Here is a 12,341-nt window from a genome sequence, read left to right on the forward strand (position 1 = left end):
TCCGCACACCCATGACCATCTAATAAACTGGAGTAGTTTCATGCCGAAGATGAAGACCAAGAAGAGTGCTGCAAAGCGCTTCGTGGTGCGTCCGGGCGGTACCGTCAAGCGCGGTCAGGCCTTCAAGCGCCACATTCTTACCAAGAAAACCACAAAGAACAAACGCCATTTGCGTGGCACGACGGCCGTTCATGAGTCAAATCTGAACTCCGTCCGCGCAATGTTGCCGTTCGCTTAACCCTTAACCGACACTCATAGGAGCGCAACATGCCTCGAGTAAAACGTGGGGTTACCGCACGGGCCCGTCACAAGAAGATCATCCGTCTGGCCAAGGGTTACCGCGGCCGTCGCAATAACGTCTATCGCATCGCCAAGCAAGCGGTCATGCGCGCAGGGCAATACGCCTATCGCGATCGCCGCAACAAGAAGCGTGTGTTCCGCGCATTGTGGATCACGCGTATCAACGCGGCGGTGCGTCAGCACGACATGACGTACAGCGTGTTCATCAACGGCCTGAAGAAGGCTTCGATCGAACTTGACCGTAAGGTGCTGGCCGACATGGCTGTGTTCGACAAGGCTGCTTTTGCTGCGATCGTGAATCAGGTGAAAGCCGCCGTTGCAGCCTAATTGCGAAATTAGTACTGCGTGGTTCGCCTGAGCGTCGTCCGGTTGTTCAGGGTGGCGCGAAGGTAGAAAACGGGGCTCTCACCGAGCCCCGTTTTTGTTGGTCGGACGGTTTTGCTTATCGCATGTGAGGCGTACGAACCAATCGTGCGCATAAGCCAAACCGTAATTCAATTAGAACTTCGACGTTGAAAAGATGGGATCAATGGATCTGGACCAGATTGTCGCCGACGCAAAAAGCGCCTTTGAAGAAGCCTCCGACGCCGCCGCGCTCGAAAACGCGAAGGCCCGCTTTCTCGGCAAATCCGGCGCGCTGACCGAACTGCTGAAGGGTCTCGGCAAGCTCGATCCGGAGGCGAAGAAGACCGAAGGCGCGCGGATCAACGTGGCCAAGCAGCAAGTCGAAGCGGCGCTCAACGCGCGTCGTCAGGCGCTGGCCGACGCGCTCCTCAACCAGCGGCTCGCTGCCGAAGCTATCGACGTTACCTTGCCCGGACGCGGCGCGAGCACGGGCACGTTGCATCCGGTCATGCGCACGTGGGAGCGCGTGGAGCGCATCTTCGGCACGATCGGCTTCGATGTGGCGGACGGTCCCGAGATCGAAACCGACTGGTACAACTTCACGGCGCTCAATAGCCCTGAGAACCATCCGGCGCGCTCGATGCAGGACACCTTCTACGTCGACGGTAAAGATGCCGAAGGCCGCCCGCTGTTGCTGCGCACGCACACGAGCCCGATGCAAGTGCGCTACGCGCGCATGAACAAGCCGCCGATCAAGGTGATCGTGCCGGGCCGCACGTATCGCGTGGACAGCGACGCCACGCATTCGCCCATGTTTAACCAGGTCGAAGGCCTGTGGATCGAAGAGAACATCAGCTTTGCGGACCTGAAGGGCGTCTATACCGATTTCCTCAAGAAGTTTTTCGAGCGCGACGACATTCTCGTGCGCTTCCGCCCGTCGTATTTTCCGTTCACGGAGCCGTCGGCCGAGATCGACATGATGTTCGAACACGGCAAGAACGCGGGCAAGTGGCTGGAAATCTCCGGCTCGGGTCAAGTACATCCGACCGTCATCCGCAACATGGGGCTCGACCCGGAGCGCTATATCGGTTTTGCGTTCGGTAGCGGCCTCGAGCGTCTCGCCATGCTGCGTTACGGCGTGCAGGACTTGCGTCTGTTCTTCGAGAACGACCTGCGTTTTCTGCGCCAGTTCGCTTAAACGCCGCACGGCCCGCGGAGCCCGGTTTGGCAACAGCAACCGGGCGAGAGTCACCACCTCATTCGAACGTAGACACACATGCAATTCCCAGAATCCTGGCTCCGAAGCTTCGTCGATCCCGCACTCACGACCGACGAACTTGCGCACGCACTCACGATGGCCGGTCTAGAAGTCGAAGACCTGAGGCCGGTCGCGCCGCCGACCAAGAAGATCGTCGTCGGACAAGTGCTGGAAGTGGCGAAGCATCCGGACGCCGACAAGCTCAACGTCTGTCAGGTCGATGCCGGCACGGGCGAGCAGTTGAACATCGTGTGCGGCGCGCCGAACGTGACGCCCGGTATCAAGGTGCCAGTCGCGCTGGTCGGCGCGGAGTTGCCGCCTGCCGAAGCCGGTGGCGCGCCTTTCGCGATCAAGCTCTCGAAGCTGCGCGGTGTCGAAAGCCAGGGCATGCTGTGCTCGGCGCGCGAACTGAAGCTCTCGGAAGACCATAGCGGCTTGCTGATCCTTCCGGCCGATACGCCGATCGGACAAGACATTCGCGAAGCGCTCAATCTCGACGACACCGTCTTCGAGATCAAGCTCACGCCGAACAAGGCGGACTGCCTTTCGGTTTTTGGCGTCGCGCGCGAAACCGCCGCGATCACGGGCGCGACGTTGAAGTCGCTCGACATGCCGCCGGTCGAGGTCAAGCTCGACGAAAAGCTGCCAGTGAAGATCCTCGCGCCGGATCTGTGCGGCCGCTTTTCAGGTCGCGTGATTCGCGGTGTGAACGCGCGCGCGAAGACGCCGCAGTGGATGGTCGAGCGCCTCGAACGCGCCGGTCAGCGCAGCATCTCGGCGCTCGTCGATATCTCGAATTTCGTGATGCTTGAACTCGGCCGTCCCTCGCACGTGTTCGATCTCGACAAGATTCACGGCGGTATCGAAGTGCGTTGGGGCAAGAAGGGCGAATCGCTCAAGCTGCTCAACGGCAACACTATCGAACTGGATGAAACCGTCGGCGTGATCGCGGACGGCGCGCAGGTCGAAAGCCTCGCGGGCATCATGGGCGGCGACAGTACGGCTGTCACGCTCGATACCACCAACATCTATCTCGAAGCCGCCTTCTGGTGGCCGGACGCCATTCGCGGCCGTGCACGCAAATACAACTTCTCGACGGACGCCGCGCATCGCTTCGAACGCGGTGTCGATTACTCGACCACTGTCGAGCATATCGAACGCATTTCGCAATTGATCCTCGACATCTGCGGCGGCGAAGCCGGCCCGGTGGACGATCAGACCGTCAACGTGCCCGAGCGTCATCCGGTGACCATGCGCGTGTCGCGCGCGCACCGCATTATCGGCGTGGACATTAGCGTGGACGAGATCGCACAGATTTTCACGCGTCTGAATCTCGCTTTCGAGCGCGACGGCGATACCTTCAGCGTGACGCCGCCGGCTTATCGCTTCGATATCGAGATCGAGGAAGATCTGATCGAGGAAGTCGCGCGCATCTACGGTTTCGAGAAAATTCCCGCGCGCCCGCCGGTTGCTGCCAGCGAAATGCGGCGCACGAACGAAACGAAGCGCTCAATCCACACATTGCGTCATGCCGTGGCCGCGCGCGACTATTCGGAGACCGTGAACTTCAGTTTCGTCGATGCCGACTGGGAGAAGGATTTCGCCGGCAACGACAATCCGGTGAAGCTTATCAATCCGATCGCGAGTCAGCTTTCGGTCATGCGCACGACGCTGTTCGGCAGTCTGATCGACGTGCTGCGCTACAACCTCAACCGGCGCGCGGACCGTATTCGCTTGTTCGAAGCCGGGCGTGTGTTTCTGCGCGATGCATCGGTTACGGCGGGCGAATTGGCTGTCGAAGGTTTCGCGCAACCGAAGATGATCGGCGGTCTCGCCTACGGTCCCGCGCTAGACGAGCAATGGGGCGCGCCGTCGCGCAGCGTCGACTTCTTCGACGTGAAGAGCGACGTCGAAGCGCTGTTCGCTCCCGTCGTGCCGCGCTTCGTGAAGGCGGAGCATCCGGCGCTGCATCCGGGACGCAGCGCGCGTGTCGAAGTGGCGGGCCGGGCGGTGGGCTGGATCGGAGAACTGCATCCGCGCTGGCAGCAAAAGTACGACCTGCCGCATGCGCCGATCCTCTTCGAAATCGAAGCGGACGCGTTGATGGATCGCGCGCTGCCGGCGCCTTCGGAAGTGTCGAAATTCCCGCCCGTGCGGCGTGATATCGCCGTCGTCGTGGATCAGAAAGTACCGCTCCAGGCGTTGCTCGACGAGCTTGAAAATGCCCGTTCCGAACCTGCCTGCAAGCACGTCACAAGGGTTGCGCTTTTCGACGAATTTCGTCCAAAATCAAATACTTCCGGTGGGTTGGCGGAGCACGAGAAAAGTCTTGCCTTCCGTGTTACGTTGCAAGATACTGGCGGCACGCTTCAGGATGAAACGGTCGATACGGCCATCAAAACGCTGGTGGATCGCCTGGCTCGAGTACACGGCGCGCGGTTGCGCGGATAGCCTGCGGTTGGGCATGTAGTTGGCCTGCAGTTGGCTTAGTCCGTCTTCATCGTCGTCCGCCGTTTTACCGATATGAACCAAATGAACTCGAGTGATTTCGAAGCCCTTCTTTCGGCGCAGCGTAGCGCCATGACCCGAGATATCCCGACTTCGGGCGCCGTGTCCAATGACACGCCCACGCTCACGAAAGCCGAACTGGCCGAGATGCTGTTCGACCACGTCGGCTTGAACAAGCGCGAAGCGAAAGACATGGTCGAAGCCTTCTTCGAAGTCATTCGCGACGCGCTCGAAAGCGGCGATAGCGTCAAACTCTCCGGCTTCGGCAACTTCCAGTTGCGCGACAAGCCGCAGCGTCCGGGACGCAATCCGAAGACTGGCGAAGCCATTCCTATCGCGGCACGGCGGGTCGTCACATTTCATGCAAGTCAGAAGTTGAAGGCGCTGGTGGAAACGGGAGCGGAGTCAGGTCTCACGCGTTGAATTCGCTCATGCGCTGAACATCGCGCGAATCGCTTTTGCTTGCCGTGCTTCATCGACATCACTCACCAAGATGGTTGATCGACGATGGAAAAAGTCGTCTTGCCTCCGATCCCGGCCAAGCGTTATTTCACGATTGGCGAAGTCAGCGAGCTGTGCGGTGTCAAGCCGCACGTGCTGCGCTATTGGGAGCAGGAGTTTACGCAGCTGAGACCGGTCAAGCGGCGCGGCAATCGGCGCTACTATCAGCATCATGAAGTGCTGCTGATCCGGCGGATTCGCGAACTGCTATACGAGCAGGGATTCACCATCAACGGCGCGCGTAATCGGCTTGATTCGCAAGGCCGCCCGATCAGCGATGACGCCGAAGCCGAAGATATCGAGGGCGTAGCGGCTGCGCCTTCAGCGGGCGTCGATGTCGATCAGTTGCGCAAGGAGATCACGCAGGTGATCGATTTGCTCGGTGGCTGAATGCCGCTTGTCTTGTAGGAGTGACCAATGCCGCGACGGACTCGCGGCATTTTTTTGGTCTGTGTGCATTGCGTTCCGAGTGCGACTGCGCGAGGAACATGGGCTGTATGGTGCCGTTCTACCCGCGCAATGGCGAATCACAAAGCATGGGTTGGATCTATCAGCCGACGGTCAAGTTCGCGCTTGGCGCCTCTACACCAACCGACCAGTACACAAGGCTCGGCCCCATACCCATAGGCGGATAGATACGCCAGTCATCAGGTCCGTGATGGAAGAAGTACAGCGCAAAGCGCCCGCCATTCTTGTATGCGCTCACACATACATAGCGGCTCCCGCCCAGATAGATGCGGCCGAACCGTGTAACGCGCGCGGATGACACCGAAACGAACCATCTTGCGACTTCGAGACGCAAGCTGGAAGTTCGGGCTGACAGCGGTTGCCTTTGAACGACAGGCGCGAGAGCAAGCGAAGGCATCAGGCGGCGTTCCTTATACGTCACTTTAAGATTAGAGCTTAAGGGCCTGAGTTACAAGTGGTTTTTGTGCCTTTTAAGTCTGAGTAAAAGCGGGCAATTGCTTTAGGGAGACGATACTTTCTTGTTTCCGATCTGCAGTGGAAACCGATGAATCAATCGCTTCGGAACAAACTACAGACGGTTTCGGCGAGCATACCGCAAACGTTTGCTTTGCGAACTACTTTTCAGCGTGCAAAGTCATACGCAATTGAGAAAAGCAGCGACTAGCTCTCACGTGCTGTTAAGCAAGCGGTGCCATAGCGCTTTGGAAAGCTTGATTAGGGCGACAGTATTGTCAAATGCACCGACTGTTCTTCGTTATCCATACGCCGCAGAAATCGCGATGCATCGACCGGACAAAATAGCGCTTCTGTGCGGACTGACGGCGGATTAGTCCGTCGAGCTTCTAACCGCTGGTTCGGTGCCTTGTTTTTTTATGCGGTGAGCGGGTCGCTGAGCGTCGCGTCAAAATCGCGTTAAGGCAGGCACGGCTAATCATCGCGATCGCCGGAGTTCAGTGTTTTTTGCTTTGCGTGCAGCGCGCAAACCTATCTGAACGTTTTAGCGCGCCCATTTTCGCGTATGAACTTCGGCATGGCGACTGCCGCCCATTTTTCTGCACACGTGCGGGAGAGCACGGTCAGAAGAGGATAAGCAACTCTCGGGTTTCGCACGACGAGTCGGCCTATCTCGAGCAGCACGGCAATTCTCTGGCGGCGATGCATTCGTAAAGTCCAGGATGTGCGACGGTGGTCCTTGCCCGACGGTCGATTGACGAAGGACGGTATTCGCTGAGCAAGAGGCTTCATCACTACAGGCGCCTGGCGCCGAGTGACCATTGCATTACGACAACGCTTGCAATCGCTAGATCAGCTCTGTTGAGCAAGACGGCACTGTCGACTGACCACCTGATGTGCGGCGTCGATAGCTTCCAGGAACTGTTGCATGCCTGCCTGACGTGCCTCGCCATTGGCGATGAATTGCAAGGCTTCAAGAGCATCCACTTGCAGCAGATGGCCGGACGTGTTTGCCAGGTCTTTGATTTCAGCGTGCTTGCGTTCTAGTTCCTCAAGCACGGCCTTGGGCCAAGGCCGTTCAGGATCAGTCTGATACATGACTCGGAACACAACGCCCGAAAGCTCGGCGAGCGTTCCGAGCACTTCACGATAGACATGTGCGAGTGCATCCGCTGTCACCTCCGGCTTCTTGTCTCGACGCCCGAGATAGTGGAGGCTGGCGGTGGCACCGCGGACGACAACTGAGAGAATGGCTGACACGGCACGCCCCGATTTTTTATTTAATGATCATGATCGGAATATGAGGCAGTCTGGTTAGAAGTTGAGTGCGCCACTTAACGAAACGCCGCAATCAGCGTCAGGCCTGTCGAAAGTTTGGCGTGATTTGCATGACACTCGGGTGCCTCGCAGTCTTTTAGGTGGCGATCAAGGTGCAACGGCAAACACTGCGTGTGCCTAACAATCGTGGCCGCTCGAACTGATCCGATGATTTGTCGATAGATTGCGCGAAGAAGCGGTTGTCCGCATCGAAGCATGGGTCAAATGATTTTTGGCATTAGGATCTGCTCGGCGATAACGGGCAAGGCGTTTCCGCACAAGAGAGTACAGCTAGGATCGGCAAAGCGTCGATGCCGCAAGCGGAGCCGGTATCGGACACGCCTACAGGAGTTTGTAGAGAGGGCAGTGCGGCTTCATCACCCATGGTCCTTCAGAGACACATTCCCATCGTTGAACGAGAAGCAAATGAACAAGACGCCAAACAAATCCGCCATCCGTCAAACCGAATTCTCAAACAGCATTAGAAAATCATTTATATCTGTGCTTTTCATCAAGAGCGGATTCAACGTCTCCGGATCGTGTTCCCACCAACGTGAGTCGAGTAATCGGGCTATCACGTCTGGCTCGAAGCGATGACGCAGAACGCGCTGCGGATTACCGACGACTATCGCGTAAGCAGGAACATCTTTGCTGATCGTGGCGCCCGCCCCGATGATCGCTCCGGTGTGGATCGTAACGCCTGAAAGGATGGTGGTGTTTGCGCCGACCCAGACATCGTTGCCAATGACGACGTCTCCCTTCCATCTATTGGAAGCATTTATTTGATGCAGCGTCGTGTTCGTAGACAACGAAAGCTTCGGATGCTCGCCGCCTAACACGAATGTTGCTCCCTGAGCAATTGAGCAGTAATGCCCAACCTCAAATGCACACGGAGCCCCCCAGTAATAAACGGTTGGTCGGTTTATATGACTGTGGTTACCGACCGCGACTCTGATTTCCTGAACTGGGAAAAAGAACCGTCCGTCAGTCACTTCCGGTGGCGGTAACGGAACCTCGACTGCCGGTTGCGGGGCCTTTCTCGAAAAAAATTTAGATAGCGGCTTCATGCTTCATCACCTGTCTCGCGCGCTGGGGCCGTTGTGAAAGTCGTCGTTGTCAAGCCGATTAGCCGGACGGCGCTGTGCACACGAATCCTTCGTATCCACACTGTTGGCCCGTGCTAGAAGACACTTGAGCTTGGCTTGTGGCGCTACCACGAGCCGCCATCACGCAGGCAGGCATGATAGCAAGCGGGGCGAAATGACTTCGAATTCCCTGATGTGCGTGACAGAGCGGATCTTCCTCTCGCCATGACAAAGCCCGCTGCAAAGCGTGAACGCTTCCTCGCTATGCGGGCGAAAGTATCTGACGGTAAGTGGCGCAACGATGCCGCGGAAGTGGCGCGGCGGAAGGTAAAGAGGCGTCTCAAGTCTGACGGGACGCGGAAGTGCGCAGGCATCCGACTATGAAACCGCTCATTCCGTTGCTAGTTATCCAATATGAGTTCTTCGAGGTTGATGGCTATCAGCCAGCTCGGGCGGAGACTACGAACGCAGCGACTTCCTGATCCTCGATCGCCCAACACAACGACTAGCCTTAAAGTTCAGAGGCCTGCGCCAGTGCAAGCGTGTCGATGTACTCGCGAATGCTCGCGACTTTGCCATTGCGAACGATGATGGCAAAGATCCAGTGGTCTTCGAAGGTCTTGTTCGTGGCTTTGATTCGGCCCGTCGCGAAGCCGACGACCAGAACCCGGTCACTCTGAGCAACGAATTCGGGCGGGGCGGGGTAGGACGTATCCACCATCTCGGAAGCCTTCTGCAACAGGTTCGCCAAGTCCGCGTGCCCACGGTGGGTGCCGGCCAGCGCCCACTCGCCCGGAACGATCCACTCGATGTCTTCTGCGGAAATGGCCAGCAAAGCTTGCTTATCGCCGCTGCCCAGCGCGGCAAAAAAATCCTTCACGACCTGGACGCTCGCTTGTGTGCTCATCGGTATCTCTCCATGTTTGTGACACAGGCCCGCAACTGGAACAGGTCGCGCTCTTACGTCGGACGGCCGCTGCTCCATCGATGTGCCGCGCGTTTTGCAGTCCAACACGCGGCACTTAGGACCCACGCTTTCCGCCGTCGACCGACAAGCCCACTGAAGGGGCACTGCGAACGACGTTAGCCAGAGCCGCCACAACACATCAAAGTTGCGCCAAGCCGCCGTCGACGGCCACCTCGCTGGCGGTCATGAAGCTGCTGTCCGACGACGCGAGAAAGGCAGCCACCGCTCCGACCTCGGCCGGATCGGCCATGCGCTGAAGCGGAGTCATCGAGGCGAAAATCTTCTGGCCTTCCTCGCCCAGCGCTTCCTTCGCGAGTTCGGTTGCCGTCGCCCCGGGTGACAACACGTTCACACGGATGCCGGTGCCTTTCAGGTCCTCCGCCCACGTCCGCGCGAGGTTGCGCACGGCCGCCTTGCTCGCGCTGTAGGCGCTCATTCCAGGAGCGCCCGTAGTGCCGGCGCTCGATCCGGTCAGGATGATAGAACCGCCATCGCGCATCAGCGGCAACGCCTTCTGGACCGTGAAGATCGAACCCTTCACATTGGTGTCGAAGGCTTCATCGATGTGCTCGGCGGTGATCTTGCCGAGCGCTAGCTGGCTTCCCGCGCCGGCATTCGCAAAGACGATATCGAGGGTCCCGCGCTCGTCCTTCACCGCAGCATAAAGTCGGTCTAGGTCGGCCTCATCCGAGACCGAGCCCTTTACCGCGCGGGCATTGGGCCCGAGGTCGGCCACGGCATCGTCGAGTGCGTCTTGCCGACGGCCGAAGATGAAGACGAAAGCGCCTTCCTCGATGAAGCGCTTCGCTGCCGCGCGGCCAATGCCCGTGGCGCCACCGGTGATGACAGCCGTCTTTCCACTGAGTCTGGTCATGTCGTGCATCCTTCTTTCAAGTTGTACGGAAGCAGGAATTGCTTGCTTGAAACAAGTATGCAGTTGGACTAACCTAAGAACAAGTATGCACCTTTTGGTAACCACGAAAATGACCGACTGTTCTCCGACCTGCGGTGGCCGCTACTCTTACGGGCTAGCCGCGACCCTCAGCATCATCGCGGGCAAATGGAAGCCACTGATCTTGTACTTCCTGCTCGACGGCCCGAAGCGCTACGGCGAACTCAAGCGCAATGTCCACGGCGTCAGCGCCAAGGTGCTGATCCAGCAATTGAAGGAACTCGAAGCCGATCGCGTCCTCGCGCGGACCGACTATCAGGAGGTGCCACCGCGCGTGGACTACACGCTGACGCCGCTCGGTCGAAGCCTGGCCGACAAGATCGTCCCGCTGTGCACTTGGGGAACCGAGAATATGGCCGAAATGGTGAACATGCTCGCTGAGCGCGACAGGTTGAGATAAAAGACAGCCGACATCCACGTTTAACGCGCTATCAAAACGTGCCCGCGCTGTTTTCGCCACTCAAAGAGCAGGGAAGTAGTGGCCATTGTCGAGGTCCTCGATCAGGCCGGGCTGGGCAGGCTTCCAGCCGAGAGCCTGACGCGTGATGAGATTGGACGCCGGAAGGTCCAGCGTGACCAGGTTTGTCAGGAAGCCAAAGTATCCCGGCAGCATCAGCACGTCGATGGGAATGCTCACGGCCGGCAGGCCCAGGCGGCTGCCGATGGCCTCGGCGATCTCGCGCAAAGCGATGCCCTCGCCCTCGATGCCGTGCCAACTTTTGCCAGCCGGACCTTTCTCCAGCGCGAGACGGAACAAGGTGGCGAGGTCGCGGCCATGCACGGCCGGCCACAAGTTTGCGCCGTCTCCCGGATAACCGATGACGCCCTTGTCCTTTGCGAGCGCAATCAGCAACGGGAGGAAGCCTGCATCGCTCGTGCTGTGCGCGATGGGAGGAATCCGCACGACCGAAGACCGCACGCCCCGCTGCGCGAGTGCGATGACGGCGAGCTCCACGACGTTACGAACTCGCAGGGTTCCTTTGTATGCATCGCCGGCCGGAAGGGCAGGGTCATCCTCGCTGACGGGCCGGCCGAGGCTTTCCCATCCGGGTGAGCCGATGCTCGCCGACACGACCAGCGGCTTGCCGGTTCCGGCCAGTGCGTCGCCATATGCGAGCATGATCCGGAGTTCCGCGGCGGCCACGGCATCGAGCCCGCCAGAGGGAAGCAGGTCTTGTCTATGCGCGACATGGATGACACCGTCTGACTCCGACGCCGCGGCCTTGAGTTCATCGAGATCGGAGATATCGCCGCGACGCACCTTTGCGCCGAGCGCGGACACCGCCGCCGCTGATTTGTCCGACCTGGCGAGGCCGGTTACCTCATGGCCGGCGGCGATGAGCTCGGGAATGATGTACGAACCGATATGGCCGGTCCCGCCCGTGACGAAAACGTGCATGTTATTGCTCCCTCCAGAAGATGTGATGCGAGATGTCGTGGCGCGGGTGCAATCAGCCGAACAGGCTGACGCCGATTGAGAAGTTGGCGTGCTTGACGGAGTGAGTGAGCAGTCCCAGCGACAGCAGGCTGACGTGCTCCAGCGTCTTCGCCATGAGCAGCGGCCCGGTATCCATCGGGCGCAGTCCGAGGCTCGCGACGAATGCCGAGACGCGTGCTTTCGCCTGTGCGTCGTCCCCGGCGATGAACACGTCCAACAGGCGGCCCTCTACTGGACCGGCAGCCAGGACGTGAGAAAACAGGGTGTTGAACGCCTTGACGATTTTCGCGTCGGTAGGCGCGGCCTTGGCGATCTCCCGCGCGCCGAAGCTGTCGCCCGGAGTCACGAAGCTCACGTGATCGGAGGCGATGGGATTGGTGATGTCCACGAGAACCTTGCCTGCAAGCTCGTTCCCGTATTGCTTCACCACGTCGAGAACGGCTGGGTAGGGAAGCGCCAGGATGACCATGTCCCCGGCCGGGGCGACGCCGAACATCCCTGTCGTCGCGTTGGCTCCAAATTTTTCGGCAAGCGCCCGCGCCTTGGCAGCGTCGCGACTCATTACCTCGACTATGTGACCTGCATTGGCGGCAAGGCCGCCAATCGCTGCGGCCATGCCGCCTGTGCCAATGATGCTGATCGTGCTCATGCAGTCTCCTGGTGAGTTGGGTGGTGCTCGTAACCACTAGCAACCATCCTATTCACATAACTTGCAAAAAACAAGTAAACTAGGAAATTTACTTGCTTCA

At 59.0% G+C, this 12,341-nt stretch carries 13 protein-coding genes; 7 read left to right on the top strand and 6 right to left on the bottom strand.

Annotated elements, in window-relative coordinates; all coding sequences use genetic code 11:
* The first annotated feature begins 40 nt into the window (after positions 1-40).
* From rpmI to P9250_RS24230, 6 genes are all read left to right on the top strand, one after another.
* Positions 41-238, top strand: coding sequence for a 50S ribosomal protein L35 (gene rpmI, locus P9250_RS24205; protein WP_244827700.1), 198 nt, complete (start codon positions 41-43; stop codon positions 236-238).
* A gap of 29 nt (positions 239-267) precedes the next feature.
* On the top strand, positions 268-627 hold the full coding sequence (rplT, locus tag P9250_RS24210; protein WP_050454097.1) for a 50S ribosomal protein L20: 360 nt from the start codon (positions 268-270) through the stop codon (positions 625-627).
* 202 nt (positions 628-829) lie between these two features.
* Positions 830-1,843: a phenylalanine--tRNA ligase subunit alpha gene (pheS, locus tag P9250_RS24215; RefSeq protein ID WP_244827701.1), complete on the top strand. Its 1,014-nt coding sequence runs from the start codon at positions 830-832 to the stop codon at positions 1,841-1,843.
* Between the two features lie 78 nt (positions 1,844-1,921).
* Positions 1,922-4,354 carry a phenylalanine--tRNA ligase subunit beta gene (pheT, locus tag P9250_RS24220; protein WP_250464419.1) on the top strand — a complete coding sequence of 811 codons (2,433 nt, stop codon included), beginning with the start codon at positions 1,922-1,924 and terminating at the stop codon, positions 4,352-4,354.
* Between the two features lie 72 nt (positions 4,355-4,426).
* Positions 4,427-4,834, top strand: a complete 408-nt coding sequence (locus tag P9250_RS24225) for an integration host factor subunit alpha (protein ID WP_244827703.1) — start codon at positions 4,427-4,429, stop codon at positions 4,832-4,834.
* A gap of 84 nt (positions 4,835-4,918) precedes the next feature.
* A complete protein-coding gene (locus P9250_RS24230) occupies positions 4,919-5,302 on the top strand; it encodes a MerR family transcriptional regulator (protein WP_244827704.1) in 384 nt (127 codons plus the stop codon).
* A gap of 1,383 nt (positions 5,303-6,685) precedes the next feature.
* Here P9250_RS24230 and P9250_RS24235 read toward each other — a convergent pair.
* From P9250_RS24235 to P9250_RS24250, 4 genes are all read right to left on the bottom strand, one after another.
* Positions 6,686-7,093, bottom strand: a complete 408-nt coding sequence (locus P9250_RS24235; RefSeq protein ID WP_244827705.1) for a hypothetical protein — start codon at positions 7,091-7,093, stop codon at positions 6,686-6,688.
* A gap of 515 nt (positions 7,094-7,608) precedes the next feature.
* Positions 7,609-8,217 carry a CatB-related O-acetyltransferase gene (locus P9250_RS24240; protein ID WP_310395602.1) on the bottom strand — a complete coding sequence of 203 codons (609 nt, stop codon included), beginning with the start codon at positions 8,215-8,217 and terminating at the stop codon, positions 7,609-7,611.
* A gap of 529 nt (positions 8,218-8,746) precedes the next feature.
* On the bottom strand, positions 8,747-9,142 hold the full coding sequence (locus P9250_RS24245; RefSeq protein ID WP_310395604.1) for a nuclear transport factor 2 family protein: 396 nt from the start codon (positions 9,140-9,142) through the stop codon (positions 8,747-8,749).
* A gap of 199 nt (positions 9,143-9,341) precedes the next feature.
* Positions 9,342-10,076, bottom strand: coding sequence for an SDR family oxidoreductase (locus P9250_RS24250; RefSeq protein WP_310396862.1), 735 nt, complete (start codon positions 10,074-10,076; stop codon positions 9,342-9,344).
* A gap of 109 nt (positions 10,077-10,185) precedes the next feature.
* Between P9250_RS24250 and P9250_RS24255 the strand changes: the two genes are divergently transcribed.
* Positions 10,186-10,554, top strand: coding sequence for a helix-turn-helix domain-containing protein (locus tag P9250_RS24255; RefSeq protein WP_250464428.1), 369 nt, complete (start codon positions 10,186-10,188; stop codon positions 10,552-10,554).
* 60 nt (positions 10,555-10,614) lie between these two features.
* Here P9250_RS24255 and P9250_RS24260 read toward each other — a convergent pair whose 3' ends face one another.
* Together P9250_RS24260 and P9250_RS24265 are read right to left on the bottom strand one after the other, a co-directional pair.
* Positions 10,615-11,553: an SDR family oxidoreductase gene (locus P9250_RS24260; RefSeq protein ID WP_310395606.1), complete on the bottom strand. Its 939-nt coding sequence runs from the start codon at positions 11,551-11,553 to the stop codon at positions 10,615-10,617.
* A 52-nt stretch (positions 11,554-11,605) separates the two neighbouring features.
* Positions 11,606-12,241: an NAD(P)-binding domain-containing protein gene (locus P9250_RS24265; RefSeq protein ID WP_310395608.1), complete on the bottom strand. Its 636-nt coding sequence runs from the start codon at positions 12,239-12,241 to the stop codon at positions 11,606-11,608.
* Positions 12,242-12,341: the final 100 nt, after the last annotated feature.

The sequence above is a fragment of the Caballeronia sp. LP006 genome (assembly GCF_031450995.1).
Taxonomy (GTDB): Bacteria; Pseudomonadota; Gammaproteobacteria; order Burkholderiales; family Burkholderiaceae; genus Caballeronia.

Coding starts and splice junctions, on each gene's coding strand:
- P9250_RS24265 (WP_310395608.1), bottom strand. CDS start 12,241: ATGAGCACGATCAGCATCATTGGCACAGGCGGCATGGCCGCAGCGATT.
- rplT (WP_050454097.1), top strand. CDS start 268: ATGCCTCGAGTAAAACGTGGGGTTACCGCACGGGCCCGTCACAAGAAG.
- P9250_RS24245 (WP_310395604.1), bottom strand. CDS start 9,142: ATGAGCACACAAGCGAGCGTCCAGGTCGTGAAGGATTTTTTTGCCGCG.
- pheS (WP_244827701.1), top strand. CDS start 830: ATGGATCTGGACCAGATTGTCGCCGACGCAAAAAGCGCCTTTGAAGAA.
- P9250_RS24260 (WP_310395606.1), bottom strand. CDS start 11,553: ATGCACGTTTTCGTCACGGGCGGGACCGGCCATATCGGTTCGTACATC.
- P9250_RS24240 (WP_310395602.1), bottom strand. CDS start 8,217: ATGAAGCCGCTATCTAAATTTTTTTCGAGAAAGGCCCCGCAACCGGCA.
- P9250_RS24230 (WP_244827704.1), top strand. CDS start 4,919: ATGGAAAAAGTCGTCTTGCCTCCGATCCCGGCCAAGCGTTATTTCACG.
- P9250_RS24250 (WP_310396862.1), bottom strand. CDS start 10,076: ATGACCAGACTCAGTGGAAAGACGGCTGTCATCACCGGTGGCGCCACG.
- P9250_RS24255 (WP_250464428.1), top strand. CDS start 10,186: ATGACCGACTGTTCTCCGACCTGCGGTGGCCGCTACTCTTACGGGCTA.
- pheT (WP_250464419.1), top strand. CDS start 1,922: ATGCAATTCCCAGAATCCTGGCTCCGAAGCTTCGTCGATCCCGCACTC.
- rpmI (WP_244827700.1), top strand. CDS start 41: ATGCCGAAGATGAAGACCAAGAAGAGTGCTGCAAAGCGCTTCGTGGTG.
- P9250_RS24225 (WP_244827703.1), top strand. CDS start 4,427: ATGAACCAAATGAACTCGAGTGATTTCGAAGCCCTTCTTTCGGCGCAG.